Source organism: Brevibacillus sp. NRS-1366 (assembly GCF_050467985.1).
The window spans coordinates 105,930-122,013 of sequence record NZ_JBITPN010000002.1 but is presented as its reverse complement, the minus strand read 5'-3'; the positions used below and the strand labels follow the sequence as shown (position 1 = coordinate 122,013).

17 protein-coding genes and 1 other annotated feature are annotated in these 16,084 nt (G+C 44.5%); of the genes, 2 read left to right on the top strand and 15 right to left on the bottom strand.

The window, feature by feature from the left end; all coding sequences use genetic code 11:
• Positions 1-768, bottom strand: coding sequence for a hypothetical protein (locus ACIFQN_RS01300; protein WP_429831209.1), 768 nt, complete (start codon positions 766-768; stop codon positions 1-3).
• A 424-nt stretch (positions 769-1,192) separates the two neighbouring features.
• On the opposite strand from ACIFQN_RS01300, the gene ACIFQN_RS01295 reads away from it, so the two are divergent.
• On the top strand, positions 1,193-1,930 hold the full coding sequence (locus tag ACIFQN_RS01295) for a cyclase family protein (RefSeq protein ID WP_429831208.1): 738 nt from the start codon (positions 1,193-1,195) through the stop codon (positions 1,928-1,930).
• Positions 1,931-1,983: 53 nt separating this feature from the next.
• Here the strand turns inward: ACIFQN_RS01295 and htpG are convergent, their stop codons facing one another.
• The 12 genes from htpG to ACIFQN_RS01235 form a co-directional block, all read right to left on the bottom strand.
• Positions 1,984-3,864 (bottom strand): molecular chaperone HtpG, encoded by a 1,881-nt coding sequence (gene htpG, locus ACIFQN_RS01290; RefSeq protein WP_429831207.1) that lies wholly within the window; start codon positions 3,862-3,864, stop codon positions 1,984-1,986.
• A gap of 163 nt (positions 3,865-4,027) precedes the next feature.
• Complete coding sequence (locus ACIFQN_RS01285; RefSeq protein ID WP_429831206.1) at positions 4,028-4,879, bottom strand: hypothetical protein; 852 nt, start codon at positions 4,877-4,879, stop codon at positions 4,028-4,030.
• Positions 4,880-5,102: 223 nt separating this feature from the next.
• Positions 5,103-5,909, bottom strand: coding sequence for a GNAT family N-acetyltransferase (locus ACIFQN_RS01280; protein ID WP_429831205.1), 807 nt, complete (start codon positions 5,907-5,909; stop codon positions 5,103-5,105).
• A 12-nt stretch (positions 5,910-5,921) separates the two neighbouring features.
• The gene (locus tag ACIFQN_RS01275) at positions 5,922-6,644 is read right to left on the bottom strand and encodes an amino acid ABC transporter ATP-binding protein (protein WP_429831204.1); all 723 of its coding nucleotides are present in this window, start codon (positions 6,642-6,644) and stop codon (positions 5,922-5,924) included.
• Positions 6,645-6,656: 12 nt separating this feature from the next.
• On the bottom strand, positions 6,657-7,316 hold the full coding sequence (locus ACIFQN_RS01270; protein WP_429831203.1) for an amino acid ABC transporter permease: 660 nt from the start codon (positions 7,314-7,316) through the stop codon (positions 6,657-6,659).
• Positions 7,317-7,337: 21 nt separating this feature from the next.
• Positions 7,338-8,201, bottom strand: a complete 864-nt coding sequence (locus tag ACIFQN_RS01265) for a transporter substrate-binding domain-containing protein (RefSeq protein WP_429831202.1) — start codon at positions 8,199-8,201, stop codon at positions 7,338-7,340.
• A gap of 60 nt (positions 8,202-8,261) precedes the next feature.
• Positions 8,262-9,380 (bottom strand): o-succinylbenzoate synthase, encoded by a 1,119-nt coding sequence (menC, locus tag ACIFQN_RS01260; protein WP_429831201.1) that lies wholly within the window; start codon positions 9,378-9,380, stop codon positions 8,262-8,264.
• A gap of 12 nt (positions 9,381-9,392) precedes the next feature.
• Entirely contained in the window at positions 9,393-10,232 is an 840-nt protein-coding gene (locus ACIFQN_RS01255) for a MurR/RpiR family transcriptional regulator (RefSeq protein WP_429831200.1), read from the bottom strand.
• Between the two features lie 226 nt (positions 10,233-10,458).
• Complete coding sequence (locus ACIFQN_RS01250; protein ID WP_429831199.1) at positions 10,459-12,012, bottom strand: 2-isopropylmalate synthase; 1,554 nt, start codon at positions 12,010-12,012, stop codon at positions 10,459-10,461.
• Between the two features lie 93 nt (positions 12,013-12,105).
• Positions 12,106-12,335: a binding site (T-box leader), on the bottom strand.
• Positions 12,336-12,378: 43 nt separating this feature from the next.
• Positions 12,379-12,666 (bottom strand): VOC family protein, encoded by a 288-nt coding sequence (locus ACIFQN_RS01245; protein ID WP_429831198.1) that lies wholly within the window; start codon positions 12,664-12,666, stop codon positions 12,379-12,381.
• A 338-nt stretch (positions 12,667-13,004) separates the two neighbouring features.
• Positions 13,005-13,901: an aminoglycoside 6-adenylyltransferase gene (locus tag ACIFQN_RS01240; RefSeq protein WP_429831197.1), complete on the bottom strand. Its 897-nt coding sequence runs from the start codon at positions 13,899-13,901 to the stop codon at positions 13,005-13,007.
• Between the two features lie 30 nt (positions 13,902-13,931).
• Positions 13,932-14,498, bottom strand: a complete 567-nt coding sequence (locus ACIFQN_RS01235) for a DUF1697 domain-containing protein (RefSeq protein ID WP_429831196.1) — start codon at positions 14,496-14,498, stop codon at positions 13,932-13,934.
• Positions 14,499-14,845: 347 nt separating this feature from the next.
• Here ACIFQN_RS01235 and ACIFQN_RS01230 point away from each other — a divergent pair, with 347 nt between their 5' ends.
• Positions 14,846-15,046 carry a cold-shock protein gene (locus ACIFQN_RS01230; protein ID WP_429831195.1) on the top strand — a complete coding sequence of 67 codons (201 nt, stop codon included), beginning with the start codon at positions 14,846-14,848 and terminating at the stop codon, positions 15,044-15,046.
• A gap of 68 nt (positions 15,047-15,114) precedes the next feature.
• On the opposite strand, the gene ACIFQN_RS01225 is transcribed toward ACIFQN_RS01230, so the two are convergent.
• Complete coding sequence (locus ACIFQN_RS01225; RefSeq protein ID WP_429831194.1) at positions 15,115-15,537, bottom strand: VOC family protein; 423 nt, start codon at positions 15,535-15,537, stop codon at positions 15,115-15,117.
• Between the two features lie 195 nt (positions 15,538-15,732).
• Positions 15,733-15,969 (bottom strand): DUF2798 domain-containing protein, encoded by a 237-nt coding sequence (locus tag ACIFQN_RS01220; RefSeq protein ID WP_429831193.1) that lies wholly within the window; start codon positions 15,967-15,969, stop codon positions 15,733-15,735.
• Between the last annotated feature and the right edge of the window lie 115 nt (positions 15,970-16,084).

Here is a 16,084-nt window from a genome sequence, read left to right as displayed (position 1 = left end):
CTATTGATCGGATGGGCTAGGGATCTTTTTCGCCTTCCCCGCATATTTCTTGACTAGCGATTGAATCGTGTCATTTCCAAACCCTCGTGTAAATGCGTTGTCGTCAAACCAGTACAGAACGTGAAAACTAGAATGGTCATCTAGAACAAAGCGTATGACAAATTCTGATTTGCGATTCTCAGGTAATTTCTCAATCATTTCATCGAAGGGTACATAATCCAGCGTCAAAAAATGGTCTGTAAATTGCTTGCTGTCCTTTTCAGAGAAGTCAACGGCGTACCGCTCTGTATTCTCATCATAATACTCCAGTGTCACTTTTTTTACTTTTCCAGCTACGTCAAAAAGCTCCCCCATTTTTTTCGCATCTGGACTCTCATTGGCTTCGTATAACTCATCGCCCACAAAGAGCCGGAACTTCGCTGAATATCCCTTTACTTGATAGATGGGGGTCCCGATCTCAGCCCAGGTCGCATCTCCATTTTGCATTCTGTATCCGGGGCAAACATTCCCGTTCAGCTTTAGGGAGACTTCGCTCAATTTCGTCCCTCGCTCCAGGTTCTTCGTATCTGATTCATAATCTTTTATATACCTGGTGTCATTCCATTTCAATGCAGGATCATATTCGTCGACCTTCGTTACACAGTTTTCCGTAAGTTGAATGATCATCGGCGTTTTCGTGCTCTTTTGAGGGGATATGTCATGGTGCGAATCAACCGAATTGCCCTCCACTAACAACAGGAGAGTCAAGGAAATTAATCCGAGTTTCACTCCGTCATTCACCTCCAACGTTCCTAGTAGGAAGACGATTTCGGATTGGGTTTTGACACATATTTACATGAAATCATTTCTATGGACAAAAAACCAAAAGCATACGTGCATACGCAAAACATCCCCAATCTACCGTTGGAGCTGTTCTCTTCCGTAGATTGAGGACTATATGACTTGATTCCAAATAAATTGGCGAACCCCAAAAATGGCCACGCCGATAATCGAGATGATGGTGGGATTCACAGTGCTAGCAAACACATTTTTCCCTTTTCATAAAACGCCCGGTAGCGCTCGGCCCCCTTTCTGGTAATTTCCTAAATCACATCTTGATACTCGGATATATAAGCGTGTAAAATAATGGCAACAAGCAGCTAAGGATTCCCTCTAGCAACAGATCGATCAGTAAATAGGATGAGGTGAACGTATGGCAAACGAATTAATCAGAGCATTTCAACTATTAAAAGAAAAAGAATGGGTAGACCTGACGCATACTTTTGGTCCTGAGTCCCCTCATTTTTCAGCTTTTCCCGATGCCCAGTTTACTACTCTGTTCAACCATGATGACGGTTTTTTTGCGCAAAGCTTTACATTCGCTGGGCAGTACGGTACTCATCTGGATGCCCCTATTCATTTTGTTCGAAATACACGCTTTTTGGATGAGCTGGACCTCAAGGAATTGGTGTTACCCCTTGTCGTTATTGATAAATCAAAAGAAGCAGAAGAAAACAATGACTACTCGCTCAGCATAGAAGACATTTTTCAATTCGAAGCGGAGCACGCCAAAATCGAAGAAGGCTCTTTCGTAGCTCTGCGAACGGATTGGAGCAAGCGCTGGCCGGATAAAGAAGCTTTCAGCAACAAAGACGCGGATGGCCATAACCATGCACCCGGCTGGTCGCTTGCAGCACTCCAATTTTTATTTCAGGAAAGAAAGATTAAAGCAGTCGGACATGAGACGTTCGATACGGACGCCAGTATCGACTATCAAAAAAATGGCGCCCTTTTGGGTGAGTATTACGTACTCGAGCAAGACACCTACCAGGTAGAGCTTTTGAAGAATTTAGACAAAGTACCTGCAACAGGTGCCATCATTTTTAACATTGTGCCCAAACCAGACAAAGCATCTGGATTTCCGGTACGGTCCTTTGCAATTTTGCCGTAAGCGATGCCAAAAAACACGCCGCAGCTGAAGTGGGCGTGTTTTTCATTTGGCTATTACACCATGATTTTGCAAATATCATTGGTAAACTCGACCGGATCTTGCAGCGGCAAGCCTTCGATCAAAAGTGCTTGATTATACAATAGAGCGGTATATAAATTCAGCTTTTCCTTGTCTTTTTCAAACGCATCTTTTAGCGATTGGAATACATCATGGTTGATATTAATCTCCAATACCTTGTCTGCCTTCACATTCGGGTTGTTCGGCATCGCGTTCAAGATTTTTTCCATCTCGATCGTTACTTCGCCCTCTGTGGACAGGCACACTGGATGTGACTTCAGACGCTTGGACGCTTTGACGTTTGTTACTTTACCGGAGAGCAAATCCTTCATGTAGTCGAATAGCTCCTTGTTTTCGGAGCCTGTGGAATCGGCTTCTTTATCGTTTTCGTCTGATTCAATACCGAGATCGCTGCTCGATACGGATCTGAATTCTTTCTCTTTGTAGTTCATGATCATTTTGATCGCAAACTCATCAATATCATCCGTGAAGTACAAGATTTCATAGCCTTTATCAGCTACCAGCTCAGTCTGAGGCAGCTTCTCGATTCGTTCAATCGACTCCCCGGACGCGTAATAAATGTACTTCTGATCCTCCGGCATTTTCGCTACATACTCATCTAATGTAACCAGCGCCTTTTCCTTGGAAGAATGGAACATGATGAGGTCTTGCAGCACGTCCTTATGGGCACCGAAATCACTGTAAATCCCGAACTTCAATTGTCTGCCGAATGACTTGTAGAATTGCTCGTACTTTTCTCTTTCATTCTTCAGCATGCTTTGCAGCTGGCTTTTGATTTTACTGGCAATATTTTTCGCGATCAGCTTCAATTGACGGTCATGCTGCAGCATCTCACGGGAAATGTTGAGAGACAAGCTCTCGGAGTCGACCATCCCTTTGACAAAGCTGAAGTAGTCCGGGAGCAGGTCGGCGCACTTATTCATGATCAACACGCCGTTGGCATACAGCTCCAGGCCTTTTTCATATTCCTTGGAATAATAGTCAAACGGAATGTTCTCTGGGATAAACAGAATCGCCTGATAGACGGCTGCCCCATCCGCGCTGATATGGATATGCTTCAGCGGCTTGTCGAAGCCGTAATGCTTCCCAGTATAGAACTGCTCGTAATCTTCGGTCGTAAGCTCGCTTTTATTTTTTCTCCAAATCGGAACCATGCTGTTCACAATTTGTTCTTCCACGTACTCTTCGAAGTCATTGTCGGTGCCTTCTTTGACTCTACGATTGGTGACATCCATTTTAATCGGGTAGCGGATGAAATCGGAATACTTTTTGATAATCGCTTTTAGACGGTATTCTTGCAAATACTCGTCGAAGTTCTCTTCTTCCGCATTCTCTTTGATTTTCAGGGTGATTTCTGTCCCGACGAAATCACTGTCAATCGGTTCGATCGTGTAGCCGTCTGCTCCGCTAGATTCCCACTTGTACGCACTGTCACTGCCCAGTGCCCTGCTGATCACCGTAACGACATCCGCCACCATAAAGGCGGAGTAAAAGCCCACACCGAATTGCCCGATGATGTTGTAGCCGTCCTTGGATTCATTTTCTTTCTTGAAAGATAGAGAGCCGCTCTTGGCGATGACACCCAGGTGATTTTCGAGCTCTTCTGCTGTCATGCCGATACCGGTATCGCGGATAGTCAGCGTCCGGTTTTCTTTATCCACACTGACCTTGATGAAATATTTTTCTTTGTCAAAAACCAAACTATCATCGGTCAACGCCTTGTAGTAGATCTTGTCGATTGCGTCACTTGCATTGGAGATCAGCTCTCGTAGAAAGATCTCTTTTTGCGTATAAATGGAATTGATCATCATATCCAGCAGTCGGGTGGATTCGGCTTGAAACTGCTTTTTTTCCATTGGAATAGCTCCCTTCTTATCAACTTAGTAGCCATGCATGCTGCTGTCTTAGCACTCTCTTGCATCGAGTGCTATTCACTATTTTTATAGCAGTCATCCATTTTTCTGTCAATATGTGTTAAGCGTTGAGCCTGAAAAAAGGACCACCTTTTCAGATGGTCCCTCAAGAGAGTACATAAGTAGGATAAAAGGTTCGTATGCTTTTGCCATCAGGGCTCATAAATAATTCAAGCTTATAATGTACGTCGTTGAGGACAAAATTCTCTGGTAGATACTCTTCAGGCATAGCTCGTACCGTTCCTAAGGCTAACAGGCCCTCCGCACTTATCCCGACAAAGAATGCACATCTTTTTTTGATGATTGTCATAAAACGCTTTTTTTCATAGTCAAAGGCATCTAAATGATAACCTACTGTAATCACATACGGTGCAGCAAGATTTTGTTGATGGTGATTCGCACATGTCATTTCAATTTGGTCTCTATGATGCTTGTTTAGATCCGCATTGTCTTCTACCCAGTATTTATACCAAAAATGATGGCCAACAAGCTTTTTCTTTTTTTGTTCGCCGATAAAGACATGCTCAAAGCCTGATAAATCTATTCCGCTCTCCCAATAAAATTGCCTAAACCATAGATCGTATAAATATGTATACCATTGCTGCTCACTAAATTTTTTATTCGTTTTTTCCTCAATGTATTCCTTTGCTATTTGGCCGGGAAGCGAATGAATCGCCATTCGTAAAAATTCTTCCACTTCCTTTGACTCGTCCAGCGTATTCTTTTCTTGATTCGTTTGGTTTAATTTATAGTTGTCAAAAAGTTTTTCGATCAATTGATAACTTCTTCTTTTTCTCTCGGGTATATGTACTTCCTTCAATACACGGTGTTCAGGATTGCAGATTTTTGTATCCACAACAACGTATCCTTCTGAAATCTCCCCTTTTTCAGTGGTTGAAATCGGTCGAATGCCATTGCCTCTCATATCTGCCTCCCAAATAGCTTGATAAATATCCACATAACTCCTCCTCAAGCGTATAGCGGACCCACACTATTATGTTTTACATGTAGGTGTTGTTTTAATGGTGCTTGATAAACAAATAGAAAAGAGGCTGCCATTTTCGTGAGGCACCCCCAAAGACAAAAAAACGCGAGTTCATTCGCGGAACGGAGACAGGCGAAGATGCACCGTAAAAAAATAACCCACCAGTGGCTACTGATGTGCCAGGCGGGTTTTCCCTTTAACAGGTCGATTCTGTGTTCTGGTGTAATAAATAATATTGAACGGGGCTTTCAGAGGCGTAATGAAAGCCTTGAATCCGATACTGCTGTTGGAAATAATGCAGCAGCATGTCCCTGACTTGTAATCGCCAGGACAGCAGCACTTCTGGCGATTTCTCTTTCAACCACTGGGTGTCCGTCGGGATTGGTATCTTCACGAAGTCACCCTGCTGCTGTAACCAGCCTTTACAGACAGGTACTTGTTCCTGATGGTCCCACTCGACGGATGCCACTTGCTGATACGCTTCCAGTTCTTGCAAGCCTGGTTCTATCCGACTTTCTCGCAGATCCCACTCAACCAGTAATCGATCCGTTGGCGAACCAGCATTCAAAAGATCCGCCATTTCGCCGTAAAAGTTGACTTTATAGATTTGGCTCGTAGCTCCTAGCTTGCAGATATTCAGATGGGCGTTTCTGCTTTCTAATGGATCAAAGGTCCACCTTATCGCAGTAAATCCGCGCTCACGAGCCATGTTCGCTTGAAATGCTTTGAGCATAGTCCCTACCTTCAATCCCCTGTAATCCGGATCGACAGCAAGCAAATGCGAATAAAGCAATATGTCCGTACCATCCATACAGGGGAACCCATAGGATATCCCAATCAGTTTATCCTCTACAAACCCGCCCAGCACCAGCCCGCCTACCTGAGAGTTGGCCAGAAGCAGATAGGGGGAAATCCCGTTGCTGCTTCCCCATACCTCTTGAATGAGCTGATTAGCTGCTTTCATCTCATCCATATGCGTAAGAACTCTGCATTCAACACTCATGCTGCCTCACTCCTAAATGACCAGCTGCAGAAATTGCTTGGTTCGTTCATGGCTTGGATTTTGAAAAAAGGTTTCTGGATCAGCTTCTTCAATGATTCTCCCTTTATCCAGCATGACAATACGGTCTGCAACCTCTTTGGCAAAATTCATTTCATGCGTAACGATGACCATCGTCATTCCTTCTTTTGCGAGATTCTTCATGACCTGCAAGACCTCTCCCACCAATTCCGGGTCCAGGGCCGAAGTCGGCTCATCAAAGAGAATCGCTTTTGGTTTCATCGCCAAGGAACGGGCAATCGCGACCCTCTGTTTTTGTCCACCGGACAACTTACTGGGGTACTGATTCGCTTTTTCTACCAAGCCTACTTTTTCCAAAAGTACCATTGCTTCTTTTATAGCCACGTCTTTCTTGATTTTCTTTACGATCATGGGGGCTTCAATCACATTTTCCAGCACTGTTTTGTGCGGAAACAGATTGAAGTGTTGAAAGACCATCCCTATTTTTGAGCGCAGTTTGCATAAATCAGACTGCAAGGACCGGATGCTTTCCCCTTCGACTATGATGTCCCCATGATCAATCTCTTCCAAAACGTTGAAACACCGAAGCAATGTACTCTTACCGGAGCCGCTCGCCCCCACCATCACAACAACTTCACTAGGGTTTACTTGCAAATTAATATCATGCAATACTTCCAATGAACCAAAGGATTTCCGTACATTCTTTGCAATCAGCATTCTCTCACTCCTTTACGAATTTGAAACATTCAGCCTTTTTTCCAAACGCTGTACAAGTTGAGTGAAAATGATGACCAGCACCAAATAGTAGAGACCTGCCACAAAGAATGCTTCAAATTGTTGGAACGACTGAGCCGCTTCCGCATTCGCGACCGAGTAAATCTCCGCTACACCAATGACATAAACGAGCGAGGAATCCTTTAACCCAATGATAAATTGATTACCCAACGAGGGAATGGAAAACTTGAACGCCTGCGGCATGATGATCCTGCGCATGGCTTGCCCATTATTCATCCCGAGCGATTTAGCTGCCTCCATCTGCCCTTTGTCCACGCTCTGAATAGCTCCGCGGAATATCTCAGCAATATAGGCCCCATTATGGATCGCTAGTGCAAAAGCTCCCGCCCAAAAATCGGATAAGATAAAGACGGACGATATACCAAAATACAAGAACGAGATCTGCACGATCAAGGGCGTACCGCGGACAACCGTAATATACAGGCCAGCTATTTTTTGCAGGAATCCAAGTTTGGAAATCTTAAAGAAGGCGAAAACAATTCCCAAAACGGAACCAAACAACAAGCCGACAAAAGTCAGTTCCAATGTAAGAAAAGCCGCCGAAAAAAATCCTGGAATTGTTCGCAAGAAAAGATCCACAATATTGGCTACCATGAATTTCACCCACCCGCTACATTACTTGTATACTGGAATGCCTTCCGTTTTCAATTTCAATAGATTGGTACCAAACATCGAGTTGGAAATTTCTTCATACGTGCCATCCGCAATCATTTCGTCAATCGCTTTGTTCAAGGCATTGAGCAACGCTTCGTTCTCTTTTGGAACAGCGATGCAGGCTTGTTCGATCCAGAGCGGATCGCCCGCTTCTTTGACAGCAAGGCCTGCTTTAATGGCTTCATATCCGACAACTGGCGCCGTAATGACAGCATCCAGACGGCCCGGCACGGTTAAATCCTTGAGTGCAGTTACATCACTGGTATAGTTTTTGACATCTTTCGTATACTTTTGAGCGGCTTCATAATACGTACTTTGGGCAACCACTCCAATTTTCTTTCCTTTCAAGTCATCTGCCGTCTTGATGGAGTCATTATCGGAGGAAACAAATATTTGTCCCCCTGACAAATAGTAGGGCTTTGTAAAATTGACTTGCTTTGCTCTCTCTTCGGTATAGGCCATGCTGCCGATAATGGTATCAAACTTATTCGCCTTTAAGCCCTGAAGAATGGTTTCCCATGGGGTAGCCACTGGATTTGGCTCAAGACCCATCTTCTTGCTTAGCGCTTTGCCAATCTCCACGTCAAATCCCTTTAGCTCGCCGCCGTCCTTGTAATTAAACGGCTTATACATTCCACTCATGGCAAAGGTCAGCTTCCCTGTTTCCAGTAATTTGAACTGCCCCGACTCTGCTGCTACCGTCGCGCTTGCTCCCTCTTTGTTTTCTGCTGGGGCAGCCCCTGTTGTTGTTTGATTGCCACAACCTACTAGCAAACTACCAACCAAAAGCACGATCATAGACACGGTCTTCATTGATTTCTTCATGTTCGCTCCCCTTTTCATATGAAAGAGTCTGATGTTATTTCGTAATTCTGGCTATGGTGGTTATTCCGGCTTAAAGACTTGAGAGTACTCTGTATATTTTTCCAGCATAGATGGGATGATGTCGTACCCAATCCCTGGCTTTTCAGGAACGATAATCGTTCCTCTCGAAGTAACCTCAACTTCAGGCTCGATAATATCCTGCTCCCAGTACCGTGACGAGGCAGCCGTATCCCCTGGTAAAGTAAAATTGGACAATGTCGTAATCGCAATGTTATGGGCCCGTCCGATTCCTGATTCGAGCATTCCTCCACACCATACGGGAACCTGATGCTCTAAACAGTAATCGTGAATTTTTTTAGCTTCATGTAATCCGCCGACACGTCCGATTTTAATGTTGATAATCCGGCAGCTTCCCAGATATAGTGCTTTCCGAACATCGTCTACATGATGGATGCTCTCATCCAAACAGAGCGGCGTGCGAATTTCCTGCTGCAAAATACTGTGGTCAACAATATCATCATGAGCTAGCGGCTGCTCAATCATCATTAACTCAAATTGATCCATTTCTTTGAATAACGCAATATCATTTAGGGTGTATGCAGAGTTGGCATCTGCCATTAGCGGAAGATCAGGGAATCGTTCACGCATCTGCCTCACAACGTCCAAGTCCCATCCTGGCTTGATTTTGATTTTGATTCGCTTGTATCCCTCGTCCACATGCTGTTCAATGACGGACAGCAACGTGGGGACGTCCTTTTGGATCCCAATGCTTACTCCAACCTCGATCTCCTTTTTCTCCCCTGACAAGAGCTTGGCCAATGTGAGGTTGTTCTGTTTGGCATACAAATCCCAAATCGCGCTTTCCACACCTGATTTTGCCAGATTATTCCGTCTAATCGCCTTGAAAAGCTGGCTTACTTGCGAAGGATGCTCTATCACATGCTGATTCGCAAACAGCATCGGCAACAAAAACTCCGAAATGACATGCCAGGATGATCCTACCGACTCTTCATTGTAGAGAGGAGCCACTTCTGTTGTAACTTCTGCATAGCCGGTAATTCCCTCACTATGCACTTCGACGACTAGAAAGCTATGGTCCTTTATGGTTCCAAAGCTTGTTTGAAAAGGATTTATTAACGGCATGACCACTTTCCGCAAAACCACTCTATCGATCTTCATCCTCGCGCTCCTCTACTCATGATAAAAAACATGATTATCCTTATAAATCTTCTCAAGCTCTAGCAAATTCTTTTCTACTTTCTCGGTATTCTCCACCGTGACTGCTCGAATCAAGGAAGTGATCAGGGATAAGCAAGACACGTACGAATCGCTCTTAATCTCCGAGTTAATCACACTGATCAAGACAATATCTGAGTAATTGGCTACCGGAGACAATTCCGAATCCGTGATCGAAATTACTTTTGCGCCCCGCTCTTTTACATATTTCACTACATCAACGGTACTTTGCGTATAGCGGGGAAATGTAACCGGAATGACCAGCGTGTTCTGATTCACCCGAGAAAGCTGTGAGTAGAATTGCGAACTATGAGGGATCATTAACTCGGTGTTTTGCAGCATAACATTCATCCAGTCGGAAAAAAGATGGGCTAAGCCTGAGGTATATAAACTGGCCGTAATAAAAATTCTCTCTGCTTTCGAGATCATCTCCACCGCACGTTTGATCTCTTCCTCGTGAAGGCTGTCCATCGTCCGTTGAATACTGTGAATGTCTTCGCTCATGAGTTGTTTCACAAACGATTGCTCCGCTTTCATACTCGAAATCTCTTGATATTGCGAGAGCGTTCTGCCTTTTTTTAATTCGTGCTTAATCATCTCTTGCAATTCTGCGTAGCCTTTGTAACCAAGCGTTTGGGTCAATCGAATAACCGTCGATTCACTAACCCCAGTTTGCTTCCCAATCTCCAAAGCCGAAGAAAAAGCGACCGAGCTCGGATTTTCAAAAATGATTTTTGCTACCTTTTTTTGCCCGTCCGATAAAGATTCATATTGCTCTTTTAATTTGGCTACCAAGTCTACGATTTCTTTCCACCCCCTGGAACACATCCTACCCTTATGCAGGATATGCTTCACATTATACATACGTGCAGGATATCATGCAACAAGATTCAAAATATTTTGTCGTCAAAAAAATTGAAGGGTACAAAAAAGGACAAACAGTCATCGCAAATGGTGCCTGCGACAACTGTTTGTCTTTCCCCCGGATTCCGGAACATCTCGATAGAACTCGTTTGATCCCTTATTGTTTCACTGTGGCGAGGGTATCATTTGCAACATCCAACAAGACGGCATTAATCCCGTTCAAAAAGGCCATTGCACTCGCTTTGATAATATCCGTGTCCATCGCACGGCCAGAGTAAATTTTGTCTTGATACGCGATTCGGATGTTGACCCGGCCAATCGCTTCCTTACCTCTGGATAAGCTGTTGATTTTGTAATCTTTCAATTCTACATCCAGTCCCACCAGCGATTTGATGACGCTGTACAGGGCATCAATCGGACCATCACCAACAGCACTGCCCTTAAAGCTCTCTGCGCCTTTTTTTAATTTGACCGTTGCCGTCGGATAAACATCATTCGTTACTACCTGGAATGATTCCAGCTCATACAGATGACCGCTGTTTGCATCCATCATACGGTGATTCGTCACCAAGTAAAATACATCGTGGTCATACACTTCTTTTTTGGAGTCAGCCAAAGTAAGGAACTTGTCGAACAGCACCTCAAAGTCCTCGGCATCGCCCGTGTCAAAGCCCATCTTTTCAACTGCATTCTTGAAGGCGTGGCGTCCAGATCGAGCAGTCAGAATCAACTCCATGCTCTCGGCCCCGACTTCTTCTGGCGAGATGATTTCGTATACCTGCTTATCCTTCAAAAGTCCATCCTGATGGATACCGGAAGAATGCGCAAAGGCGTTCTCACCCGTAATCGCTTTGTTCACCTGTACATCCAGTCCGGTCAAGTAGGTCAGCAGGCGGGAAGTTCTAAGCAGCTCGGTCGTCTTGATGTTGGTTCCGCAATTGAAGTAATTCTCTCTCACCTTGAGCCCCATCACTACTTCCTCCAGTGATGTGTTGCCAGCCCTCTCACCTAATCCGTTGATGGTAACTTCGACCTTCTCGGCACCATTTTTAATGGCACTCAGCGTATTTGCCGTTGCCAGCCCGAGGTCATTATGGCAATGGACACTGAGGATGACGTCAGGATTCAAGTTTTTCAAACGATCATTGATGCGTCGAATCAGATCTCCGAATTCTTCTGGAACGGCATAGCCGACCGTATCTGGCACGTTGATAATCGTTGCGCCTGCCTTGACGACTGCTTCGATCGTCTTCCACAAGTATTCAAACTCCGACCGTGCGGCATCCTCTGTCGAGTATTGCACGTGAGGCAGCAATGTTTTCGCATATTTAACCGCGTCAACCCCTTGCTGCATGACGGCATCCTTGGAACGATTAAACTTCTTCTCCACATGGATGTTTGAGGTACCCAGAACGATATGGATAAACGGGTTTTGCGCCAGCTTGATGCTTTGGTACACGCTGTCAATGTCGCCTTTCACCGCCCGGGCAAGTGCGGTAATCGAAACGGTGTCCCCTACACTGCGAGCAATTTCCTGGACGGCTTTAAAATCACCTTCGGATGATGCCGGAAAACCAGCTTCGATCATATCTACACGAAGTCGCTTCAATTGCTGGGCAAACTCCACTTTTTGCTGAACATTCAATTTGGCGCCCGGAACCTGCTCTCCGTCGCGCAGTGTCGTATCCAATACGATAATTTTACGGTTCATCTTCAGTTCCTCCTATACGATCGTTTTTGTCTATATATCAAGCGGGGTCGGTTAAACCCGGAATTTAACCAACAAAAAAACCCCGTCTCTACGTATAGAGACGAGGTTGAACCCGCGGTACCACTCTAATTCATTTCCTAAGAAATGAGCTCATTCGATGGCCATCACCATCTATCCCTGTAACGGTGGAATTCCGGCTTACCCTACATTGTCAGGCAGCTGTTCATAGACGAGTTCGAAGTGAATTCTGCTACCGTTTCGCACCAACCAACGGCTCTCTGAAAGATCATTACACTTCTACTATTTCTAATCGTAACATTTGGTTTTCTTAATTATTGGAAATTATATGGCATACCATTTGTATTGTCAAGCGTCGAAAACGATATCCATATACAGCACATTCCAGCGATGACCGTCTACATCAGTGAACCCGGCTCCATACATCCAGCCTTGATCATGAGGCTCAGCGAAGACCGTACCACCTGCCTCTACCGCCCTGTGCACCATTTCATCTACTTCTGCTCTGCTCTGTGCGTCAATAGAAAGCAATACCTCGGTGCCTTGCTTCGTGTCTGCCAGCTCGTTTCTCGTAAAGCTTTTGAATGTGGACTCCGGAAAAAGCATCACGATCACTTGATGATCTCCGATGACCAATCCTGCTGCATCGTCACTATTTTCATGGCGCGGATGAAAAGAAAACCCAAGTGCGGCGAAACTCTCTTGATTTGGCGAGGTCTTTCACAGGTAAATTGATCCAAAACTCTTTTGGCATCGACATTTCCTCCCAACGCGTAGCATTACTTGAAGTATTAAATAGAGCACATCGTTTCTCCTGCAAAAGTGCTCATGTACGTTACTTTGCCCCTTGCAGCTAATCGCTGCGAATGAAGCACGCAGCCGCCAATCTTTGCAAGTGTCCCATCCCCATTTTATTCGTTACCCGCAATGTGGAGAGCCCGGTTCAGTACCGAGCTCAGGCGGACTATGGTTTATTACTTGTCGTGTGAGTCGTATATTTCCTTAGCCTCAGCAGGTAAATTTCCCACATGCTTCAAGTATGCCGTCATGTTTGTGTCATCTTCTGCTGGATAGCGATACGTAAGAGACTCCGCTACTTCCCTCGCTAACGCTCGAAACAATTCGCAGGTGACAAAGAGAGACGCCCACACATTGCCATAGCTACCGTCAGAATACGTTTTTTTATACATTTCCCAGTGAGTAGCTGGAAGATATTGTTGATAGTATTTTCCCATCTTTCCTACAGAAACACGGAAATCATGTTTTGTCCCAATCCACCACGACACCATTTCATCCAACTGAGCTCTGGAGGTTTCTTCAAACATTCGCTTGGCATAAGGCAGTTCGTCTCGCCAAATTCCTTTGGCTACGTTTTGCAGACACCACCAAAAATCATTGCAACAGCTCATGAACTGCGGTTCGGTTGGCTTTTTCACATGGTAGTCGATATCTGTAGGCGGAGGGATGAGAGGGAGGCAGCTGTCCTTATCCAGTAGGGGCATCGTTAGTTTATCTACGCCGTACCCCTCGATCATCGCTTCTTTTGTTTCAATGTGCAGGTCGATTCGATTTCCATCGGTAAATAGCATCAAATAGCCGTACGACCGATCAAAATCCATCTCTATACCGACAGATTGATCATTTTTATCAGGCTCTTGGATCATGATCAAATCGCCAAATTGTTTGATCCATTGTTCATCTTTTATAAAAGAGGCCGTTTCCGTCACGACATAAACAATGTCATAGTCTTGAAACATATCTTTGGGTACATGTAGATTCGTTCTGGAACCATTCATGTAGACTGCCCTTATTCGCTCGTCCCTTTGGGCGATACCCAGGATCAAATCAAACATTTCTTTTTCATTTCTCATGAATACTCACCTCCTGCACGCTCTTGTGAATTACCCTTTTGACGCCATTGCATTTGCCAGCGCAACAAGCTTGTTTATCGTTTTCCAGTTCCGCACGGTTGACGGGACATCCAACTTCTGCAGGTTGTTCGCCAGCTTGGAATTGCGTACACTCTGACGGAATAATAGGTAGACATCTCGGCCCTCGATTCGATAGTCCTCACTTTCACTACGGTAAGCACTCAGTCTCTCCACTCTTTCCTGCGAAGGCTCCGCAAGCAATAAAGACACGTAAAGGCTCTCTCCTTCAGATAAAGCCTGGGCCTTTTCAACTTCCTCCTCGGAAAACGGACAATTCGCGGCAATAACTTTCAACTGTTCAGCCGTTCTCAGAATGACGGGTACCGAAAAGCCGACACTCGCCTCGATCTCCCTTTCGATTCGCTTGCGCAGCGGTTCTTCCTCCTCATCTGAGGCAAACAAAACATTCCCGCTTTGAATGTACGTCTGAACGGGGCCGAGTCCCATCTGTTCAAACGTACGCTTCAATTCAGCCATTTTGATCATGTTCTTCCCACCTACGTTAATCCCTCGTAGCAGCGCAATATAGATCGTCATCCTTCCAGCCCCTCTCTTTTTCCTATTCAGCTTTCATCATCGTTTCATTCATTCCTATCATTGTTACTTATTCGCGCTAAAAAAGCACGTCGTGATTTACCAAACAGGTATATATACCGTCCCAACGTGAAATCACATGCCGATCCGATCCATTCGTAACACAAAAAGACTTTATTTTTGATAAACGCCTCGAATAAATTGCTATCTGTTCAATTTCCTGTTATGCTAGTAGAGAATTATTTTTGTTCGAGGTAAAGGATAGCACAGGTAACAGTTTTTACGTCTTGATAGTCCTGAGAGCAAGGATAGTAATACATGTGTGGATATCACACTAGGAGGCAACAACAATGGAACAAGGTACAGTAAAATGGTTTAACGCAGAAAAAGGTTTTGGTTTTATCGAGCGTGAAGGCGCAGAAGACGTATTCGTTCACTTCTCTGCTATTCAAGGCGATGGCTTCAAATCTCTTGACGAAGGTCAAAAAGTTACTTTTGACGTAGAAAAAGGGCAACGCGGACCGCAAGCTACTAACGTTCAAAAAGTATAAGCAAGAAATAAATATAAGCAGACTCTCATTCAGGAGTCTGCTTTTTTATTGGCTTCGAAATAGATATGTTACTCGTTGATCTCCCATTCCGGGTTCCAGACTATTTCCCACAAATGACCATCCGGGTCTTGGAAGTGGCCAGAATATCCACCCCAAAAGGCGTCATGAGCGGGGTCTGTTATGATAGCCCCAGCCTTTCTAGCCTCTTCCATAACCTGATCCACTTCCGCTTTACTCCCTACATTGTGACCAATCGTAAATTCGGTAGGACTAGATACTGTGTGCTGTACCTTTGCCTCATAAGCGAGATCTTTGCGATTCCATATGGCAAGCTTTACTCCTGCTTGCAAATCGAAAAAGGCAACAGCACCATGTTCAAATTCTCTTCCTACAATTCCTTGTGTCGGCAGCCCCAGACCGTCACGATAAAATTTCAGCGATCTTTCCAAATCATCTACTCCTAACGTTAATACCGAAATACGTGGTTTCATAATAGAAAATGACCTCCTTGTACTGTGACAGTGTCTCTCCATTCATCCGGCTTACCAACTATGATTGCACATTGTCGATATTTTCGATTGTAAAAAACGGACATGTCGCATCCCTAGCTGTCGAATCCATACACAAAACAAAAAACCATGCCTGGTGACATGGTTCTCTTGCGGCTAATGACCTCGAATTTTCAATCAGTCACTTTCCACAAAAGTAATTTTTTTCATTACCTTCCTGATTCCTTTTGGCAAAAAATAGGCTGATGGAAAAGCTAACGCAAATGCCATCGGCCAAGCTCTGAGCCATTTTTCTAACAGCATAGAATTAAAGCCGAAGTTTACTGCCATCATGAAGAATGAAATGAGGCAAGACATACCGAGAGCCATGAAAAAGGTAAACAGGATTTGTTCGTATTTTTTATTGATTTTCAAAAGAATTCTCCTTATTTCTGTTCCTCATTTTCCAGAATATGAGCTTACAGCAAAATGAAAAAGACGTCAACCGCTTAAGTGCAGCATTTCCCCAAAACAAAAAACGCTCGGAAAC

Bases quoted from the DNA above. Each gene is read 5' to 3' on its own strand.
- ACIFQN_RS01295 (WP_429831208.1), top strand. From the start codon at position 1,193: ATGGCAAACGAATTAATCAGAGCATTTCAACTATTAAAAGAAAAAGAA.
- htpG (WP_429831207.1), bottom strand. From the start codon at position 3,864: ATGGAAAAAAAGCAGTTTCAAGCCGAATCCACCCGACTGCTGGATATG.
- ACIFQN_RS01280 (WP_429831205.1), bottom strand. From the start codon at position 5,909: ATGAGTGTTGAATGCAGAGTTCTTACGCATATGGATGAGATGAAAGCA.
- ACIFQN_RS01275 (WP_429831204.1), bottom strand. From the start codon at position 6,644: ATGCTGATTGCAAAGAATGTACGGAAATCCTTTGGTTCATTGGAAGTA.
- ACIFQN_RS01270 (WP_429831203.1), bottom strand. From the start codon at position 7,316: ATGGTAGCCAATATTGTGGATCTTTTCTTGCGAACAATTCCAGGATTT.
- ACIFQN_RS01265 (WP_429831202.1), bottom strand. From the start codon at position 8,201: ATGAAGAAATCAATGAAGACCGTGTCTATGATCGTGCTTTTGGTTGGT.
- menC (WP_429831201.1), bottom strand. From the start codon at position 9,380: ATGAAGATCGATAGAGTGGTTTTGCGGAAAGTGGTCATGCCGTTAATA.
- ACIFQN_RS01250 (WP_429831199.1), bottom strand. From the start codon at position 12,012: ATGAACCGTAAAATTATCGTATTGGATACGACACTGCGCGACGGAGAG.
- ACIFQN_RS01240 (WP_429831197.1), bottom strand. From the start codon at position 13,901: ATGAGAAATGAAAAAGAAATGTTTGATTTGATCCTGGGTATCGCCCAA.
- ACIFQN_RS01235 (WP_429831196.1), bottom strand. From the start codon at position 14,498: ATGACGATCTATATTGCGCTGCTACGAGGGATTAACGTAGGTGGGAAG.
- ACIFQN_RS01230 (WP_429831195.1), top strand. From the start codon at position 14,846: ATGGAACAAGGTACAGTAAAATGGTTTAACGCAGAAAAAGGTTTTGGT.
- ACIFQN_RS01225 (WP_429831194.1), bottom strand. From the start codon at position 15,537: ATGAAACCACGTATTTCGGTATTAACGTTAGGAGTAGATGATTTGGAA.